Annotated in this window: 8 protein-coding genes; 4 read left to right on the plus strand and 4 right to left on the minus strand. The window is 68.4% G+C overall.

From position 1 onward, the window contains the following. Positions 1-38: 38 nt before the first annotated feature. From EJI00_RS01715 to ppc, 3 genes are all read right to left on the minus strand, one after another. Positions 39-8252 (minus strand): GH36-type glycosyl hydrolase domain-containing protein, encoded by an 8214-nt coding sequence (locus EJI00_RS01715; RefSeq protein ID WP_126745729.1) that lies wholly within the window; start codon positions 8250-8252, stop codon positions 39-41. A gap of 94 nt (positions 8253-8346) precedes the next feature. Beyond that, positions 8347-8565 (minus strand): hypothetical protein, encoded by a 219-nt coding sequence (locus EJI00_RS01720; protein ID WP_126745730.1) that lies wholly within the window; start codon positions 8563-8565, stop codon positions 8347-8349. Positions 8566-8764: 199 nt separating this feature from the next. Beyond that, entirely contained in the window at positions 8765-11611 is a 2847-nt protein-coding gene (ppc, locus tag EJI00_RS01725; protein WP_126745731.1) for a phosphoenolpyruvate carboxylase, read from the minus strand. Positions 11612-11692: 81 nt separating this feature from the next. Here ppc and hemC point away from each other — a divergent pair, with 81 nt between their 5' ends. The 4 genes from hemC to EJI00_RS01745 are packed head-to-tail and all read left to right on the plus strand — an operon-like array spanning position 11693 to position 15782. Continuing rightward, positions 11693-12619: a hydroxymethylbilane synthase gene (hemC, locus tag EJI00_RS01730; RefSeq protein ID WP_126745732.1), complete on the plus strand. Its 927-nt coding sequence runs from the start codon at positions 11693-11695 to the stop codon at positions 12617-12619. A 16-nt stretch (positions 12620-12635) separates the two neighbouring features. Then, positions 12636-13409 carry a uroporphyrinogen-III synthase gene (locus EJI00_RS01735; protein ID WP_126745733.1) on the plus strand — a complete coding sequence of 258 codons (774 nt, stop codon included), beginning with the start codon at positions 12636-12638 and terminating at the stop codon, positions 13407-13409. Further along, on the plus strand, positions 13406-14497 hold the full coding sequence (locus EJI00_RS01740) for a uroporphyrinogen-III C-methyltransferase (protein WP_126745734.1): 1092 nt from the start codon (positions 13406-13408) through the stop codon (positions 14495-14497). The genes EJI00_RS01735 and EJI00_RS01740 overlap by 4 nt, the downstream gene beginning before the upstream one ends. A 1-nt stretch (position 14498) precedes the next feature. Further along, a complete protein-coding gene (locus tag EJI00_RS01745) occupies positions 14499-15782 on the plus strand; it encodes a heme biosynthesis protein HemY (protein ID WP_126745735.1) in 1284 nt (427 codons plus the stop codon). A gap of 125 nt (positions 15783-15907) precedes the next feature. On the opposite strand, the gene EJI00_RS01750 is transcribed toward EJI00_RS01745, so the two are convergent. Then, positions 15908-19129, minus strand: coding sequence for an Rne/Rng family ribonuclease (locus tag EJI00_RS01750; RefSeq protein WP_126745736.1), 3222 nt, complete (start codon positions 19127-19129; stop codon positions 15908-15910). Positions 19130-19535 lie beyond the last annotated feature (406 nt).

The following is a 19535-nucleotide window of genomic DNA, read 5'->3' on the forward strand; positions in this document are numbered from 1 at the left end:
TGCGGTCGGCTGCGAGCGCCCTGCGGGCGCTGCCGACATTAACTCACCCGCAGCACCGCATTGGCCGGCAGCGCTTGCCAGTCGATCCATTCGCCCGCCGCAATGTGGTGCGTGGGCTCACCGGTCGCTTCGGCCGCCTTGGGCGTGCCCCATTGCAGCACAAGGCTTCTTTCACCGAGCCGCAACGCAATCTCGAAGCCGGGCCAGTGTGCCGGCACGCGCGGCGTGAGCGAGAGCATGCGGCCCTTCACGCACAGGCCCAGCAGCGTTTCGACCGCGGCGCGGTGCAGCCACGCGGCCGAGCCGGTGTACCAGCTCCAGCCGCCGCGCCCCGCATACGGCGCGGCGCTGTAGATGTCGCCCGCCATCACATAGGGCTCCAGTTCGTAGGCGGGCCCGCGCTCCGGATGTGCCGCGCGGTGCGCTGGGCTCAGGCCTTCGAAGCTCTGCCAGGCCGCTTCGTTGTCGCCCTGCAGTGCCTGCGCCATCAGCGCCCACACGGCACCGTGCGAATACTGCCCGCCGTTCTCGCGCACGCCCGGCGGGTAGGCCTGGATGTAGCCGGGGTTGTTGGTCGAGCGGGCGAAGGGCGGCGTCAGCAGGCGCAGCAGGCCGGCCGGCTCGTCGTGCAGGTGCTTCTTGACGGCGGCCATTGCCGGCGCGGTGTGGGCGCCGTCCGATGCGCCGGACAGCACCGACCAGGCCTGAGCGATCAGGTCGATGCGGCACTCGTCGTTGGCCGACGAGCCGAGCGGCGCGCCGTTGTCGAAGAAGGCGCGGCGGAACCAGGCGCCGTCCCAGCCGGCGTCGTGCAGCGCTGCGATCCAGCCGCGCCGGGCTTCGTTCCAGCGCTCGGCGCGTTCGTGTTCGCCGCGCGCCTGCGCAATCGGCGCGAACTGCTCGACCACGCTGCACAGAAACCATGCAAGCCAGACCGATTCGCCGCGGCCCTCGTGGCCGACGCGGTTCATGCCGTCGTTCCAGTCGCCCGTGCCCATCAGCGGCAGGCCGTGCACGCCAGTCGTCAGGCTGCGGTCGATGGCGAGCGCGCCGTGCTCGAACACGGTGGCCATTCGGCCGCTGTGCTGCGGCGCGTAGTAGGCGTCTTCGGCGCCCTTGGGAATCGCGGGGCCTTCGATGAACCCGACCACATGGTCGAGCAGCGCCGCATCGCCGCTCACCTCGACATAGTGTGCGGTTGCGAAAGGAAGCCACAGCAGGTCGTCTGAAAAATGCGTGCGCACGCCGGCACCGCCGGGCATGTGCCACCAGTGCTGCACGTCGCCTTCGGGGAACTGGCGCGCCGCGTTGACCAGGATCTGCTCGCGCAGCCGGGGCGGATCGGTGAGCGCAAAGGCCATGGCGTCCTGCAGCTGGTCGCGAAAACCGAAGGCGCCCCCGGCCTGGTAGAAGCCGGCTTTCGACCAGAGCCGGCAGACCAGCGTCTGGTAGATGAGCCAGCGGTTGACCATGGCGTTGAACAGCGGATCGGGCGTGCGCACCTGCAGGCGGCCCAGCAACTCGTCCCAGAAGCCGCGCGCCTGCGCCAGGGCTTCGGGCACGTCGCGCTGCCGCCAGCGGCGTGCGAGCGCCAGGGCCGCATCGGCGTTGCCGGCATGGCCGAGCACGAAGCTGAACTCCGCCGCCTCGCCCGCACCGATGATGAATTCGCCGCCGATGGCTGCACACGCGTCGAGCCCGCCGCCCGCGCGCCGCGCCAGCGTGTCGGGCACTTCGACGATGCCGCGCCCGGCGAAGAACTCGTTGCGGTCACAGGTCCATTCGGTGGCGCTGGGCGCTCCGGCCAGCAGCAGGAAAGCCGTGCTGCCGCCGAAGCCCGTGCTCGATTCACGCTGCTGGCCGAACACCGCGGGCTGGTCGTCGGGCTTCCAGCAATGAACGGTTCGCCTTTCGCCGCGCGCCGCGCCGAGTTGCCACTCGACCATGCCGAGGGCGCGCAGGCGCCGCTGGCCGGGGCCCTCGTTGCGCACACGCACGTGCACCAGCTTGACGGCGTCGTCGCGATCCGCGAAGAAGGTGGTCTCGAGTGCCAGGTTCTGCTGGCGGCATTCGAAGACGGTGTAGCCCTGGCCGTGGCGCACTCGATGGCGCACTTCGTGGCGCACCTGATCTTCGCTCCCCGCGCCCTGGCCGGCCGGCGTGAGCGGCAGCAGGGCGCGCGAGGCGACGTCCTGCAGCAGGTAGTGCTCGAAGGCCGGATCCTGAACCGGATCGTTCGACCACGGCGTGACCTGGTGCATGCGGCTGTTGCCGGCCCAGGTGAAGCCGGTGCCCCATTCGGACACCTGGAAGCCGAAGTTCGCATTGGCGATCACGTTGATCCACGGGCGAGGCGTGCGATGGCCGGCGTCGACCTCGAAGCGGAACTCGCCGCTTTCGGCGTCGAAGCTTCCCACCGGTGCCTGCGCGGAAGGCGCCGCCGCGGGGCGTGCCAGCAACGCGACCCGCGACGATGCCGCCGGCGCCTCGGCATCGCCGCCGGTCACAGCATCGACTCGCGCTTCGTGCAGCGCCGCCACCTGCATTTCGAGCGAGCGCCCGTCGGCGGTAAACACCACGCGCGCCAGCTTCGAGAGTGCGGCCTTCTCCGAAGGCGCCACCTCGTGGTCGCGCAGCAGGTAGAAGCCCGCCGTGTCGTTGCGCGGAAAACTGTTCTGGGTCTGGTGTGCAACGCGCAGGCGAAGGGCCTCGATCTCGCGCTGCAGCGGCATGAGGTAGGAGTTCGGCTCGCTGTTGAGCACCACCAGGTCGCAGGCCACGCCGCCGAAGCCCCACCAAGGCTGCGCCCGCAGCAGTGCGTCGATGAGCCCCATGCCGTTCATCGAATGGATGGCGACCAGCACGATGGGCTTGTCGCCCGAGATGCCGAAGCGCCAGATCTGCCGCAGGTCGACCAGTCCACGGTCCTTCATCACGCGCGGCGTCGTGTAGGTGAGGATGGTCGTCAGGTCTTGCAGCGCGAAGGTCTGCGCGGGCGCGATGCTCAGGTCGCGCAGCCGCACCTGCGCCAGCGTGGCGGCCATGCGCGTGGCACGCTCGACATGCATCGGCTCCAGGTAGCGGTCGATGCTGGGCATCAGCGCCTCGATGCTTTCGTCGGCGGCGGTCGCGAAGCACAGGCGCGCGGTGGTGCCCGGCGCGATCGACAGGCGCACGCGCAGGCACGCGATGGGGTCGAGCCCGTTCACCGGCGTGCCGTCGGCCGCGAGCGGCTGCGCATCGAGCGCGGGGCTCGCGAGCGAGCGGTTGCGGCCGATGAAGGCGCGCCGGTCGGTCATGCAGTCGACGGAAAGCACATGCGCATCGACCGAGGCGAGAAAGTGCACGGCGGCCACCACGGGGTCGCCATGCAGCCGCGGCTTGCGCGTCATCAGCAGCGCCCGCCATGCAGGCTCCCAGCGCGATTCGACGAACAGGTTGGTGAAGGCCGGATGCGCCTCGTCGGCCTTGGGGTTCGACAGCACCGGCTCGAAGTAGGAGACGAGCTCGAGCGTGCGGGTTTCTTCCCCGGTGTTGTGCAGTGTGATGTTGCGCAGCTCGGTGTCGTCTTCGGGGCTGATCAGCACCGTGGTGCGCACTTGCAAGCCGTCGCCGGCCGCATCGAACTGCACCTGCTCGGCGAGAAAACGGGTGCGGTAGCTCCAGCCTGCGCCCGGCGCGGGCAGCGCGGTGAGCGAGACGGGTTCGTGCCGGCCTCCCTCTTTTTCGATGTTGCGCAGGTAGAAGAAGGTGCCGTGGCTGTCGCGCAGCGGATCGTCGCGCCAGCGGGTCACGTTGAACGCGTGCCAGCGGCTCACGCCCGCGCCGTTGGCGCGCAGGGCCACCGTGTAGCGCCCGTTCGACAGCAGGTGCGTGGGCTGGAAGCCGGGCCCTGTCGGGTCCACCGCGCGGGGCTGGAACAGCGGCGCGAGTTCGGTCTGGCTGGGCTCGGGCGGCGTGCGCGGGTCGGCGCTGCCGATGATCTGCCGCGGCGTGCGTTCGTGCAGCAGCGACTCGTGCGCCTGCACCAGCGCGGCGCTGCCGAACCAGCGGCGCGGGGCCTCGGCGCGCAGCACGTGGCACAGCGCCACGAGCGACATGCCCTGGTGGTGCGCCATGAAGTTGCGCACCACGGTGAAGTCCTGGCCCTCGGCCTGGCGCGAGGTGGTGAAGTCCACCGCGTCGTGAAAGCCGAACTCGCCGCGCGCGCCGAGCGATTCGAGCAGCCTCAGGTTGACCACCGCCGCGGCCGGTGCAAGCACGGCGGCCATGGCGCTCGCATAGGGCGCCACCACGCGGTCGGTGGGGGGCGTGCGGCGCAGCGCGAGGCGCGGCACGCCGAAGGGCGAATACTGGTAGGCCAGCGAATGGTCCTGCGCGAAGTAGGCCGACTCCGAAACGCCCCAGGGCAGGTTCAGCAACCGGCCGAAGGCCTGCTGCTCGGCGATGGCCGCGGTGTTGGCCACCTGCAGCAGGCCGTCGACGGGCTCGGACATCACGAGCGCGGGCATCAGGTACTCGAACATCGAGCCGGACCACGACTTGAGGCCGGGCTGGTAACCCACCAGCAGGAACGGCCGGCCCAGCGCCATCCAGTGGCGGCGGGGTACATCGCCCTTGGCAATTGCCAGGAAGCTCAGCAACCGCGACTCGGAGGCCAGCAGGTCGTAGTAGCTTGCATCGAGCACGTTCTCCTCGACCCGCAGGCCGATGTGGAACAGGTGCCGCTTGGGGTCGTAGAGGCCGCTGAAATCCATTCCGGCGTGCAGCGCGTCGCAGCGTTGTGCCAGCGCCTCCAGCGCGGGTTCCTCATGGCGCTGGCAACCTTCCGCGGCGAAGGCCCGGCAGGCCTGGGCCACGGCGACCAGGTGGCCCGCGAAGTTGCCGCTGTCCACGCTGGACACGTAGGCCGGCGGCAGCAGCTGCAGCGTCTGCGTGTCGTACCAGTTGAAGAGATGGCCCTGGTGCTTCTGCATGCGGTCGACGGTGTCGAGCGTGGCCGTGATGCGTGCGAGCAGCGCCGCGGTGTCGATCCAGCCGAACTCGCGCGCGCAGCAGGTGGCCAGCAGGTACATGCCGATGTTGGTCGGCGAGGTGCGGTGGGCGATGGTCGGCTGCGGTTCGAGCTGCAGGTTGTCGGGCGGCAGGTGGTTGTCTTCCGGGCCGACCACGCGCTCGAAGAACCGCCAAGTGTCGTGTGCCAGTTTCTCGAGGTAGCTGCGCTGCTCGGCGCTCAGCGGATCGGGCACCTGCGCATCGACGCGGCTGCTCCACCAGGCCGCGAGCGGCGCCAGCGCCCAGACGATGAACAGCAGCGGTCCGCCGAGCGGATAGGCACTCCAGCGCGCCGCCACTGCCGCCAGTGCCAGGCAAAGCACGCTGCTGAGGGCCGCGCTGCGCAGGAAGGGTGGCAGTTGCTGGCTCGACTGTGCCTGGGCCTGCGCTGTCGTGGTCCATTGCAGCAGATGCCTGCGGCTGACGGTCAGCCGCCATGTCGCCAGGAATATCGCATCGAGCAGCAGGCGCGTCTGCGCCGCCAGTTGCACGAATTGCCAGGCCGCACCGGCCATGGCGCGCAGCAACTCGACCGCGCCCACGTCGAAGAAGTGGCGCAGCTCGATGGCGCGGCGTGTCGGCACCAGCCCGGCCAGGGCGCCGAGCAGCGGCCCGAGCGTGAGTGCCGAGGCGACCGCGGCAAGCGCCCATCCGAGCGGCATGGCCTGCGTGAAGATGACGAGCACCAGCAGCGCGAAAGAAGCGGGCACCACCAGCGAGCGGCGCAGGTTGTCGCCCATCTTCCAGAGGCCGAGCGCGTCGATGCCGAAGTGCCTGGCGCGCCACAACAGCGGCAGCAGCTGCCAGTCGCCGCGCACCCAGCGGTGCACGCGCGATGCGGCCACGCCGGAGTGGTGCGGGTGGTCTTCAATCAGCACCACGTCGCTCACCATCGCGCAACGCGCCACCGTGCCTTCGAGCAGGTCATGGCTCAGCACCGCGCCTTCGGGCAGGCGCTGGTCGAGTGCACCATGCACTGCGCGCACGTTCAGCAGGCCCTTGCCGGTGAAGGAGCCGCTGCCGAACACGTCCTGGTAGATGTCGGACGCGCCGCTGCCGTAGGGGTCGAGCCCGCACTGTCCGGCAAACATCCAGTGGAAGAAAGAGCGTTCGTTGCGCATCGGAAACGGTGTCACGATGCGCGGCTGGAGGATGCCGAAGCCGGCGACCGCGCTCCGGGTTTGCGTATCGATTTCAGGCGCATTGAGCGGGTGGGCGGCAATCGACACCAGGTCGCGCAAGGCGCCCGGCGGCAGGCCGGTGTCGCTGTCGAGCGTCAGCACATAAGGTGTGAATCCCGGAGCCAGCTGCTGGCCCGGCGTGAGCGGAAGAAAGCCGCTGGCGTCGCCGGTTGCCAGGAGGCGCATCAGCATTTCGAGCTTGCCACGCTTGCGCTCCCAGCCCATCCAGCGTTCTTCGGTTCCGCTCCAGCTGCGCGGGCGATGCAGCAGCAGGAAGCGCGAGGCCGCGCCGGCGGGAACCGGGTACTTCGCGTTGAGCGCGTCGATGCGCGCAACGGCATCTTCGAGCAGCGGCGCATCCTCCGGCAGCGATGCCTGGGAGGCGTCGGCCCAGTCGGTCAGCAGCGCGAACTGGGCGTGCGCCTCGCGGTTCGCGAGCCAATGCAGTTCGAGCCGGTGGGCGAGCTGCGCGGTGTTCGCGGGCGAGCTCAGCAGCGTGGGAATGACGACGAGCGCGCGATGCCGCTCGGGAATGCCGGCCGCGAAGTCGAGGCGAGGCAACGCCTGCACCCGCACTGACTCGGCCATGATGCGCTGTGCCAAGGCGATCAGCGCCTCCGAGAGCGGCCATGCGAGCAATGCCATCGCTGCAAACGTGGTCCAGCCGTGGGGCTGCGGCAGGCCGTGAGCCACGGCCGCCAGCAGCGCGACGGTACCCAGCACAATGGAGAGCACATAGGCAGGCAGGCGCCAGCCGCGGCTGCGCAACGGCCGCATCCGTGCCGGGCGGCCGCCCGCCGTGTCGGCCTGGAGCGCCGCAATCAGCGCCGCGTGCCCCTGGCCGAACAGGTAGTAGCCGGCGGTGCCGTCGGCGCGGTCGCCGCGGGCAGGGTGGGGGCTCGCATCGTCGGCGGGCGCAACTGCCGCCAGTTGCACCACGGCCTCTGCCACCTCGCGCTCGGAGCGGCCGCTGTCGCGCGCGACCCGCTCCATCGCGTACGTGATCTGCTGGCGCGTGCGCTCGCTTTCGTCGGCGAAGCTCGGCAGCTGGCGCAATACGCGCAGCGAGCGGCTGACGGGTTCGATCAGGTCGCTCCACTCGACCTGTCCGATCATGCGCAGCGTGGTGATGATGTTGCCGACGGTGAGGTTGGCCGCTGCCTGCGCGTTCTGCGCCTCGCCGATCAGCGCCGGCCCGTTGGGGCAGTGCTGTTCGGTCCATCGCACCAGCGCGGACATGCTCTCGCCATGCTCCACCGGCAGGCGCTGCCAGAGCTGCGTGAGGTAGGCGTCCTGCAGGTCGTGGCTTTGCAATGCGCGGTACAGCGCATCGAGGTCTTGCGTCGAGAGATGCGGCGCCGCGTCCCAGACGGCATGCGCTATTTCGCCCGCAACCTTGTTCTCCGCAATGCTTTCGGCCACGCGGCGCAGATTTTCGAGCAGCACCACGCGCAAGGTGGTGGGCAGCGCCCAGAGCTCGCCGAGCGTGAGTTCGTCGATGTCCTGGTAGGCGTTGAGAAAAGCCGTGAACAGCGACTGGTTGAGCACGCTGTCGGTATGGGCCACATAGGCCCACGCGATGCCGTAGACGCGCGGCAGGCCCGCGAGAGGCGGCGTGGCGAGCTTCGGCAGGCGCGCGTAGTAGCTGCGCGGCACTCCCTCGTTGATCTGCTGGAGCTGCGCTTCCACGAGGTGGAAGTTGTCGAGCAGCCATTCGGCCGCCGGAGACACATAGCGCCCGCTCTGCGAGATCAGCGCGATGTAGTCGAAGGCATTGCGCAGGGATTCGAGGTTCTCGTCCACGCGCGGAAAAAAGGGTGCCCCCTCGCGCGCGCGGCGCGGATCGATTTCGACCACCTGGGCCCGTGCCAGGCTGCGGCCGTGCTGTTCGAAGCGCTGGGCTCCGAAGAGTTCGGCGCGGATCGGCAGTGCAACCGGATCGTGCGGAGCAAGCAGCAGCGTGCGCGCGTAAGGGCTGAGATCCGCGAGCCGATCAACGACAAAGGCGGCGCTCATCGCGCCGCCTTTGCCTGGAATCCATGAGGGTTGCTGCTTGCTTGTTCCCTATCGGGGAGCACTACAGCCCAGTTCGGTTTGGGGTCGGTCACTCTCAAGCGAAGGCGAACAGACCGATGCCGAAAGCGGCTGCGACGCAAGCCATTGTGACGATCCGGCCCGCAGCGAGCGCGCGCACCCGCTGCATGTGGCTTCTGGCCGAGAACCAACGCCCGTGGGCGCGGGAGCAGTGGCGCATATGGGAGGCCAGCGCCTCGAAGTCGTTGTTGACGAAATCGATCTGCGAGTGGGCGAGGGACTGCGGGGTAGACATTGCAACGGGCTCCTGAATACGACTCAAGCTGCCGCGCGATTGCGAGCGATTGCGAGAAAACTTTGAAGGTTCCCCGACCCTACTCTCTTAATTGACCTTACAGATCGATGTTGTGCGGGTGTTTGCGTAGGAGAGGACGCATAAGGCGCCCTCTCGTGGCCTTTTGTCCTATAGGCCCTGGGTCTCTCTGTCTCTCTGTTCAGCCGGTGTTGCGCAAGCCGGCCGCAACCCCGTTGATGGAGATATGAATGCCGCGCTGCAACCGTTCGCCGCCTTCGCCCGCGCGATAGCGCCGCATCAGCTCGACCTGCAGGTGATGCAGCGGGTCGATGTACGGAAAGCGATGGCGCACCGAGCGCTGCATCTCGGCATTGCCCTCGAGCCTTTGTTTTGCGCCGGTGATCAGCGTGAGCGCATCGGAGGTGCGATGCCATTCGGTGTCGATCATCGAGAACACCTTCTGGCGCAGCTTGCGGTCGCCTACCAGTTCGGCATAGCGCGAAGCCAATGCGAGATCGCTCTTGGCAAGCACCATGTCCATGTTGGAGAGCAGGGTGCGAAAGAACGGCCACTGCGCATACATGCGGCGCAGCAGAGCGATGCGTTCCTTGCGCGCGGCCGGCGTTGCGGCCGACGCCAGGAATTGCTCCACACCCGAGCCGAAGCCGAACCAGCCCGGTATGGTGAGGCGGCACTGGCCCCAGCTGAAGCTCCACGGCACGGCGCGCAGATCGTCGATCTTGTGGCTCGGGTTGCGCGACGCGGGGCGCGAGCCGATGTTGAGTTCGGCAATCTCGCGAATGGGCGTGGAGCCGAAGAAGTAATCGCCGAAGCCTGGGGTTTCGTAGACCAGCTTGCGGTACGCCGCCATGCTCGCGGTCGACAGTTCCGCGGCCGCCGAAAGAAAGGTGGAAGGCGCCGACTTGCCCTGCGGCAGCAGCGTGGCTTCGAGCGTGGCGGCCACCAGTGTCTCGAGGTTGCGCCGGCCGATCTCGCGGTTGGCGTATTTCGAGCCGATGACTTCGCCCTGCTCGGTGAGACGGATCTGGCCACGCACAGTGCCCGGCGGCTGCGCGAGGATGGCCTGGTAGCTCGGGCCGCCGCCGCGTCCCACCGTGCCGCCGCGGCCATGGAACATGCGCAGGCGGATCGGATGGGTTTTCTTTTTCTTGTTGAGCTCGTCGAACAGCGACACCAGCGCAATGCCGGCGCGGTAGAGCTCCCAGTTGCTGGTGAAGATGCCGCCGTCCTTGTTGCTGTCGCTGTAGCCGAGCATCACGTCCTGTTCGGCGCCCGAGCGCTCTATGAGCTCGGCAATACCGGGCAGGGCGTAGAAGGCGCGCACGATCGGCGCGGCGTTGCGCAGGTCTTCGATGGTTTCGAACAGCGGCACCACGATCAGGTCGCAGGTTGCGTTGCTGCCCATGGCGCCGCGCAGCAGGCCCACTTCCTTTTGCAGCAGCAAGGCCTCGAGCAGGTCGCTCACCGTTTCGGTGTGGCTGATGATGTAGTGGCGGATGGCCGCCGCGCCGTAGCGTGCGCGCGCGTTGCGCGCTGCCGCGAAGATCGCGAGTTCGCTCTGCGCGAGCGGCGAATATTCGGCGTCGGGCACGCGCAGCGGACGTGCGTCGTCGAGCAGCTTGAGCAGCAACTGCTGCTTGGCTTCCTCGGCCAGCGACGCATACGAGGGCTCGATGCGCGCGGTGGCCAGCAGCTCGGCAATCACGGCCTCGTGCTTGTCGGAGCTCTGGCGCAAATCGACCGTCGCCAGATGAAAACCGAACACCTCCACCGCCCGGATCAACGGCCGCAGGCGCGGCGCGGCGAGCACGCTGCCGTGCTTTTCGTTGAGCGACTCTTCCACGGTGCGAAGGTCGGCCAGGAATTCTTCGGCCGCGGTGTAGGGGTTTTGCGGCGGCACCGCGTGGCGCGCAGCCTCGCCGCCGGTCAGGTCGCGCAGCGTGGCCGCCAGGCGCGCATACACGCCGGTGAGTGCGCGGCGGTAGGGCTCGTCCTTGCGGTGCTCGCTGGTGTCGGGCGAGCGCTCGGCCAGCGCCTGCATCTCGACCGACACGTCCACCAGCGTGGCCGAGAGCGAGAGCTCTCCGCCGAGGTAGTGCACTTCGGTCAGGTAGTGGCGCAGCGCCAGCTCGGCCTGACGGCGCAATGCGTACTCGAGCGTTTCGGCCGTGACGTTGGGGTTGCCGTCGCGGTCCCCGCCGATCCACTGGCCCATGCGCAGGAACGGAGCCACCGAGGGCACCACGCCGTTCTGGCCCAGAGTTTTTTCCAGGTCGGCATAGACGCGCGGAATTTCTCGCAGGAAGGTGGCTTCGTAGTAGCTCAGTGCGTTCTCGATTTCGTCGGCCACGGTGAGCTTGGAGAAGCGCAACAGGCGCGTCTGCCAGATCTGCGTGACGCGGATGCGCATCTGCGTTTCGTTCTCGGCAAACTCGAGCGGCGTGAGCGCGTCCTTGCCGCCTGCGTAGGCGCTCTGGCGAAGCTTGATCTCGTCGCGCGTGGTGAGCAGCTGCGCAATGGCGCGCTCGGCGTCGAGGATGCTCTTGCGCTGCACTTCGGTCGGGTGCGCGGTGAGCACCGGCGACACGTAGCTGTGTGCCAGAGAGGCCACCACCTCGTCGGGCTTGACGCCGGCCTTGCGGATGCGTGCAAGAGCGGTCTGCAGGTCGCCGTCGGCGCTCTCGCCGGCACGCTCGGCCTCGGTGCGGCGGCGAATCAGGTGCCGGTCTTCCGCCAGGTTGGCCAGGTGGCTGAAGTAGGTGAAGGCGCGAATCACGCGCACTGTTTCGGCCGCGCTCAGGCCCTTGAGCAGGTTCTTGAGTGCGCGGTCGGCCGCATGGTCCGCATCACGCCTGAAAGCCACCGACAGCGTGCGAATCTTTTCGACCAGCGCGTAGCTTTCTTCGCCCTCCTGCTCGCGGATGACGTCGCCGAGGATGCGGCCCAACAGCCGGATGTCGTCGATCAGTGGCTGGTCTTCGGCTTGCCGGCGCTTGGGAGGCGCAGGTGTCTTGCTGGCTTTCATTCGATGTTTTTCCTGAACTAGAAAGGAGACTTCGCCTGCGTTGCTGCGGCGCAACATGCTAGCATTCCAGAGGTCTGAAACATGTACTTTTTGGGAGCGATCTTGAGCAACATCGTGATCGCCACGCGCGAAAGCCGGCTGGCCCTGTGGCAAGCCGAACACGTGCAAGCGCTGCTGCAAGAAAGAGGCCACACGGTCAGCCTGCTGGGAATGACCACGCGGGGCGACCAGATCCTCGACAAGTCGCTCAGCAAGGTGGGCGGCAAGGGCCTCTTCGTGAAAGAACTCGAACTCGCCCTGGAAGAGGGCCGCGCCGACATCGCGGTTCATTCGCTCAAGGACGTGCCGATGGATTTGCCCGAGGGCTTTGTCCTGGCCTGCGTGCTCGAGCGCGAAGACCCGCGCGATGCGCTGGTGTCGCCGCGGTATGCCTCGCTGGAAGAACTGCCGCAGGGCGCGGTCGTCGGTACCTCGAGCCTGCGGCGCGTGGTGCTGCTGCGCGCCATGAGGCCCGACCTGCGCATCGAGCCGCTGAGGGGCAACCTCGACACCCGCCTTCGCAAGCTCGACGAAGGCCAGTACGACGCCATCGTGCTCGCGGCGGCCGGGCTCAAGCGGCTCGGCCTCGAATCGCGCATCCGGGTCGCGTTCGATCCCGACACCATGCTGCCGGCGGCAGGGCAGGGCGCGCTCGGCATCGAGGTGCGGGCCGACCGCGGCGACCTGATTGCATTGCTCGCGTCGCTCTCATACCGGAGCGACTGGCTGGCCACCGCCGCCGAGCGCGCGGTGAGCCGATCGATGGGCGGCAGCTGCTCGATGCCGCTGGCGGCGCACGCGCGCTGGCAGACCGATGGCACGCTGCGCATCGATGCTGCCTGGGGCGACCCGGAAGGCAATGCCGCGCTGGTGCGGATTCACACCCAGGCCGAAGCGGCCGATTTCGCACAGGCAGGCGCGCTCGGCGAACGGGCCGCGGACCTGCTGCGCGACGCAGGCGCGCACTGAGCGCGGCCCCAGACAGATGGCTGCCAAGCCCGTCATCGTCACGCGGCCGGGCCGCGAGGCCGCGCAGTGGGTGGACGACTTTCGCGCCGCCGGCCTGGCTGCGGCGGCGTTGCCGCTGATCGTGATCGAACCGGCCGCTGATGCTGAACCCCTGCGGGCCGCCTGGCGTCGGATCTCGGACTATGCCGCGCTGATGTTTGTGAGCGCGGCTGCAGTCGAGCACTTCTTTTTCCATGCCGAGAAGAATGCTGTGGCGGCGCGTCCGCGCTTCTGGGCCACCGGCCCCGGCACGGCGCGTGCCCTTCGGCGCGCCGGCGTGCCCGACGAAGCCATCGACGCACCGCCGGCCGATGCCGCGAGCTTCGACTCCGAAGCCTTGTGGGAACGGGTCAAAGCGCAGGTCTCGGCGGGCGTGCGGGTGCTCATCGTCCGCGGCGGCGATGGGGCGGGCAACCCGAAGGGGCGCGACTGGCTCGCCCACGAGATCGATGCCGCGCAAGGCCTGCGCGACACGGTGGTCGCCTACCGCCGCCTGCCACCCTCCTTTGGCGACGAGGAGCGCGCACTCGCACTCGATGGTGCAGAAGGGCATGCGGTCTGGCTGTTCAGCAGCTCCGAGGCTATCGCCAATTTGCAAGTGGCCATGCCCGCAACCGGCTGGCAGGCCGCCAGCGCGGTGGCAACGCACGTACGCATCGGCGAGGCCGCGCGCACCGCGGGATTCGGAGCGGTGCGCGTGTGCAGTCCCCAGCGTGAGGCGTTGATCGCGTCGATAGAATCCTTCACATGAGTGCCGCGTCTCCGTCCGACGACTTCTCCCCCCCAACTGCCGCCGCGCCGGTGCCCGCAACGCTCGTGGCGCCGCAGTCGCCAGAGGCGATGGCGGCCGCCGCAACCATGCTCTCCCGTATCGGCTTCGGCCTTCTGGCCGTCGTGTCGCTCGCGGCCCTGGCCATCGCCATCGCGCTCTGGCAGAAGGTGAGCGGCATGCAGGAGCAGCTGGCGCGCCAGAGCGCGGATGCGCAGGCGCAATCGCTCGAGGCGCGCACGCTCGCGCGGCAGGCAATGGACACCGTGCGCGACACCGCCGCGCGCGCGGCCCTTACCGAAACCCGTGTCGCCGAAGTTGCGCTGCAGCGTTCGCAGCTCGAAGAACTCATGCAAAGCCTCTCGCGTTCGCGCGACGAGAACCTGGTGGTCGACATTGAATCGGCCGTGCGGCTGGCGCTGCAGCAGGCCCAGGTCACCGGCAGCGTGGAGCCATTGCTGGCCGCGCTCAAGTCCGGCGACCTGCGTATCGCGCGCGCCGCGCAGCCCAGGCTTGCGCCGCTGCAGCGCGCCATGCAGCGAGACGCCGACCGCCTGCGCAGCAGCGCCAGTGCCGACAGCGGCGAGGTGCTGCAGAAACTCGACGAACTGATGCGCAGCGTGGACGACCTGCCGCCGCTCAATGCCGTGGCGACGCGCGGCGCCGGCGTCAACGCCTGGCAGCCAGAACCCATTCCGGCCGACGCGGCCTGGTGGGAGCGGGCGCTGCTGACCGTGCGTGCCGAACTGCGCTCGCTGGTGCGCGTCGGCCGCATCGAGCGCCCCGAGGCCGTGCTGCTGGCGCCCGACCAGACCTACTTCCTGCGCGAGAACCTCAAGCTCAAGCTGCTCAACGCAAGGCTTTCGCTCCTTTCGCGGCAGGTGGATGCCGCGCGCAGCGAGCTCGCCACGGTGTCCGCATCGCTGAACCGCTATTTCGATCCCGCGTCGCGGCGCACGCAAGCGGCCGCCACGCTGCTGCAGCAGCTCCAGGCACAGGTGAAGACCTCCGAACCTCCGCGCATCGACGACACGCTGGCCGCGCTGGCAACCGCAGCGGCGGGGCGCTGACATGAGAGCGGCCCTCTGGCTTCTGGCGCTTTTCGCCATCGCCGCGGCGGTGGCGCTGTTCGCAGGCAACAACCAGGGCACGATCACCGTGTTCTGGCCCCCGTGGCGCGTGGATCTTTCTTTGAACCTGGTGCTGGTGATCCTGCTGGGCGCCTTCGCGTTGCTGCACCTTGCGCTGCGGGGCCTGGCGGCGCTGTTCTCTCTTCCGACCCAGGCACGCCAGTGGCGGCTGCAGCAAAAGGAACGCACGCTGCATTCGGCTTTGCTGGATGCCATGGTGCAGCTGCTGTCGGGCCGCTTCTCGCGTGCGCGCAAGGCCGCGCAAGCCGCGCTGGTGCAAGAGAAAACGCTGGCGGCCCTGGGCGCCAACCTGCCGCAGGCGCAGCAGGTCCGCGTGATCTCGCATCTGCTGGCCGCGGAGAGCGCACAAGCATTGCAAGACCGGCCGGCGCGCGATGCCCATCTGCAGCAAGCTCTTAATGAAAGCGTCGACCGGACCGTGCTGGCAAGCCCCGAGACGCGCGAAGGCGTGCAGCTGCGCGCCGCACGCTGGGCGCTCGAAGACCACGATCCAGCGGGCGCACTCGCCCGGCTCGAAGAGCTTCCGCAAGGCGTGCAGCGGCGAACGCTTGCGCTGCGCATTCGCCTGAAGGCGGCCCGCCAGGACCGGCGCACGCTCGAAGCGCTGGAAACCGCACGCCTGCTCGCCAAGCACCGTGCCTTTTCCGACGCGGCGGCGCAGAGCATCGTGCGCGGCCTGGCCACCGAACTGCTGGGCGGCGCGCACGACCCGGCGCAATTGCTCCGCGCCTGGGGCGAGCTCGACGCCGCCGAGCGCGAAATGCCAGAGGTGGCGATTCATGCCGCCCAGCGCATGGTGGCCTTGCGCGGCGACCTTGCCTTGGCACGCGGCTGGCTGCTGCCGGCCTGGGAGCGCATGGTGTCGCAGCCGCGCGGCCTCGGCGACGCATTGCGCGTCAGGTTGGCACGTGCGCTCGAGGCGGGGCTCGATTCGGTGGATGCCGATTGGCTCGCCCGCATCGAGACAGCACAACGCAACAACCCCAGCGACCCCAATCTGCAATACCTGGCCGGCATGGCGTGCATGAAGCGGCAACTGTGGGGCAAGGCCCAGCAGCTGCTCATGCAGGCCGGCATGGGTTTGCAGGACACAGACCTTTATCGCCGTGCATGGCTGGCGCTGGCCGAACTGGCCGAGGCGCGCGGAGACGCGGAGCAGGCCGCTGCAGCGTGGAAGCGCGCGGCCCAGGCGGAGAAGGCCTGAGCATTCGGCTGCGACGTTGCTGCGGGTCGCTGTTGCCGACAGGCATCTCTTCCGTTCCCCAATAAAAAAACGGCGCCAATTGGCGCCGTTTTTTATTGCGTTCAGGCCCGAGGGCCTGAGCGTCTTCAGTTCACGCCTTGCGCGTCGGTCGATGCCTTTTCGAAAGGCAGCGTCATTGCGCTGAGCTCCCGGCGGGTTTCGACCAGCACCAGCGGACCTTCGTCGAGCGTGATCGCAGGCGGGCGTTCGCGCGGCACGTGCACCGGCTTCGGCTCGGCCGCGATGGCGGCGCGGGCCTGTGCAATGCGTTCCGCATCGGAGTTGACCCACTGCAGACCCGAGCGCTCGGCGATTTGCGCGAGTTCGTTCAGCGGCAGTTCGAAGGGCTGGACCTTCGGCAGGGCACGGCCGTTGGCGGCGGGCTTGCTGCTGCTCTTTTCGACGGCAATCGGTGCCACGACGGGAGCGGGAGCGAAGGTTGCGACTGGTGCAACAGCTTCCACAGGCGCAACGGCTTGCACAGGTGCCACCGGAGCGGCAACTGGTGCAGGCGCCGCTGCAGGGCGGTCGAAGTAGCTCCGCGGTGCTGCGGGTGCACGCGATTCTTCTTCGGGCATTGCAGCACGGGCTTCGTTCGGCTCGGTCACGGCCACGGCGTTGTCGGCCGATGCGCCCGCCACATTGGCTTCGCTTTCGTCGCGCGGACCGCGTTCACGGCGGTCGCGGCCGTAACGGTCGCGCGAACGGCCGCGGCGCTCTTCGCCTTCACGGCGCGGTGCCTGATCGCTGGCATCGGTTTCGCCTTCAGCGCCCGGAGCGACGGCAGCTGCCTCGTCGGCGGGTGCCTGTGCTTCGCCGTTGGCAAAGCGCGGCTGGCCTTCATTGCGGCGGTCACGGCGGCCGTCGTTGCGCTCGCCACGCTGGCCGCGCTCTTCACGGCCATTGCGCAGTGCGCGTTCGGCTTGCAAACCGTCCTGCGGAGCGACGTTGTTGTCGTCGCCGGAGGTTTCGCGCGGCGCATCGGTGCCATTGCGCTGTTCGTTGCGCTCACCACGTTCGCCACGGTCCGCACGTTCACCGCGCTCACCGCCACGTTCACGGCGTTCGCCGCGGGCGCGGGGCGCGCGTTCTACCGGGGCATTGCCTTCGTCGCCGGCGGGCGCGAGTTGCTGCGCTTCGAGGTTGCCGTCGATCAGCTCGGCCGATGCGGGCCGTGCTTCGCGGCCTTCGCCTTCGCGGCGCTCGCCGCGGCCACCACGGCGCTGTTCGCCTTCGCGCGGACCGCGTGCTTCACGGGGTTCGCGTTGTTCGCGGGGCTCGCGCTGTTCACGCGGTTCGCGCGGCAGCGCGGCTTCGTTGCGTTGTTCGCTGCTGCGGCCTTCACCACGGCGCTCGCCACCGCGACCGCCGCGGCGTTCGCCGTCGCGGCCGCCGGAACGGCCGCCGTTTTCGCTGCGGCCTTCGCCGCCGCGGCCACCGCGGCGCTGCTCGCCGTCGCGGGCGCCGCGTGCTTCGCCGTCACGGCCGGAACGGCTGCCATCACGGCGCGCGGGCTTCGGAGCCTCGACGGGAATCACGGCCGGTGCGGGCGCCGGTGCCGGCGTGCCGCCGAACCAGCTCTTGATGCGGGCGAAGAAGCCCATTTCGGCCGGCGCGGGTGCGCTTGCCACGGGCGGTGCAACCGGCGCCGGCGCAACGGCGGGCGTGCGCACGGCTTCGGGCTTGGGCGGCACCACGGGTGCCGGTGCGTCGGGCAGCACACCCTTGATGACCGGCGTCTGCTTGTTGGTCGGTTCCTGCGAGCGGCGGGTGACGGCGGTCGGGTCTTCGATCTCGTCAGCCATCTTGTAGCTGGCTTCGATGTGGTCGAGGCGCGGATCGTCGTGCTTCAGGCGTTCGAGCTTGTAGTTCGGCGTTTCGAGCGTCTTGTTGGGCACCATCAGCACGGTGACGCGCTGCTTGAGCTCGATCTTGGCGATTTCGGGGCGCTTTTCGTTCAGCAGGAACGACGCCACTTCGACCGGCACCTGGACGTGCACGGCGGCCGTGTTGTCCTTCAGGCACTCTTCCTGAATGATGCGCAGGATTTGCAGCGCGCTCGATTCGGTGTCGCGGATGTGGCCCGAGCCGCCGCAGCGGGGGCAGGGAATCGAAGAGCCTTCGCTGAGCGCCGGCTTCAGGCGCTGGCGGCTCATTTCCATCAGGCCGAACTTGCTGATCGAGCCGAACTGCACGCGGGCGCGGTCCTGGCGCAACGCGTCGCGCAGGCGACTTTCGACTTCGCGGCGGTTCTTCGACTCGTCCATGTCGATGAAGTCGATGACGATCAGGCCGCCCAGGTCGCGCAGGCGCATCTGGCGGGCCACTTCGTCGGCGGCTTCGAGGTTGGTGCGGGTGGCGGTTTCTTCGATGTCGCCGCCCTTGATGGCGCGGGCCGAGTTCACGTCGACCGACACCAGTGCTTCGGTGTGGTCGATCACGATGGCGCCGCCCGAGGGCAACTGCACGGTACGCGCGTAGGCCGACTCGATCTGGTGCTCGATCTGGAAGCGGCTGAACAGCGCGGCGTCGTCGCGGTAGCGCTTCACGCGGGCGGCATGCTCGGGCATGACGTGCGCCATGAACTGCTGCGCCTGGTCGTAGATGTCGTCGGTGTCGATCAGGATGTCGCCGATGTCGTGATTGAAATAGTCACGGATGGCGCGAATGACGAGCGACGATTCCTGGTAGATCAGGAAGGCGCCCTTGCCGCCCTTGGCCGCGCCGTCGATGGCGGTCCACAGCTTGAGCAGGTAGTTCAGGTCCCACTGGAGTTCGGGCGCAGAGCGGCCGATGCCGGCGGTGCGCGCGATGATGCTCATGCCCTTCGGGTATTCGAGCTGGTCCATCGCCTCCTTGAGTTCGGCGCGGTCGTCGCCCTCGATGCGCCGGCTCACGCCGCCGCCGCGGGGGTTGTTGGGCATCAGCACCACATAGCGGCCGGCCAGCGAGATGAAGGTGGTGAGGGCCGCGCCCTTGTTGCCGCGCTCTTCTTTTTCGACCTGGACGACCAGTTCCTGGCCTTCCTTGATGACGTCCTGGATGCGGGCCTGGTTGGCGGAAACGCCTTCGGCGAAGTATTGCTTGGAGATTTCCTTGAATGGCAGGAAGCCGTGGCGGTCTTCGCCGTAGTCGACGAAACAGGCTTCGAGCGATGGCTCGACCCGCGTGACGACGGCCTTGTAGATGTTGCCCTTGCGCTGTTCGCGCCCTTCGATCTCGATTTCGTAGTCGAGGAGCTTTTGCCCGTCGACGATGGCCAGGCGGCGTTCTTCGGCCTGCGTGGCATTGATCAGCATCCGCTTCATGATGCGTTGTCCTTATATGTATCGTTCTACCGGCCCATGACGGGCCAACGATGCACGGACGACGCCCGCGAAACGAGGGGAATTGCCGCTTGGCCCCGGATGCTGTCACTGCCGCGGCAAGCGCGAGCAGGCCTCTTGAGCATCAGCTCAAGAAGACAGCCGGGGTGGGGGCGCGTGGATGGGCGCGAGCCAGGTTCGGTGTTGAGCAGCTATCTTATTGATAGCTGGTTGCGCAATGGTGGCGCGCGGTGCGGATGATTCAATGCCTGAGGCCACTGGCAAAAGCCAGGTGGGCCAACGCAGGCACAGTTGAATCAGCAGTATCAACACAAGGGACTCGCTTCGATCCGCCGGCAGCTTGGAAGCTGCAGGCTGGGTATTCCGTATCGGTGTTTCGTGGGTGTCG

This window comes from Variovorax sp. DXTD-1 (assembly GCF_003984625.1).
Taxonomy (GTDB): Bacteria; Pseudomonadota; Gammaproteobacteria; order Burkholderiales; family Burkholderiaceae_C; genus Variovorax.

Bases quoted from the DNA above. Each gene is read 5' to 3' on its own strand.
- EJI00_RS01735 (WP_126745733.1), top strand. From the start codon at position 12,636: ATGGCTGCCAAGCCCGTCATCGTCACGCGGCCGGGCCGCGAGGCCGCG.
- hemC (WP_126745732.1), top strand. From the start codon at position 11,693: ATGTACTTTTTGGGAGCGATCTTGAGCAACATCGTGATCGCCACGCGC.
- EJI00_RS01750 (WP_126745736.1), bottom strand. From the start codon at position 19,129: ATGAAGCGGATGCTGATCAATGCCACGCAGGCCGAAGAACGCCGCCTG.
- EJI00_RS01715 (WP_126745729.1), bottom strand. From the start codon at position 8,252: ATGAGCGCCGCCTTTGTCGTTGATCGGCTCGCGGATCTCAGCCCTTAC.
- EJI00_RS01745 (WP_126745735.1), top strand. From the start codon at position 14,499: ATGAGAGCGGCCCTCTGGCTTCTGGCGCTTTTCGCCATCGCCGCGGCG.
- EJI00_RS01740 (WP_126745734.1), top strand. From the start codon at position 13,406: ATGAGTGCCGCGTCTCCGTCCGACGACTTCTCCCCCCCAACTGCCGCC.
- ppc (WP_126745731.1), bottom strand. From the start codon at position 11,611: ATGAAAGCCAGCAAGACACCTGCGCCTCCCAAGCGCCGGCAAGCCGAA.
- EJI00_RS01720 (WP_126745730.1), bottom strand. From the start codon at position 8,565: ATGTCTACCCCGCAGTCCCTCGCCCACTCGCAGATCGATTTCGTCAAC.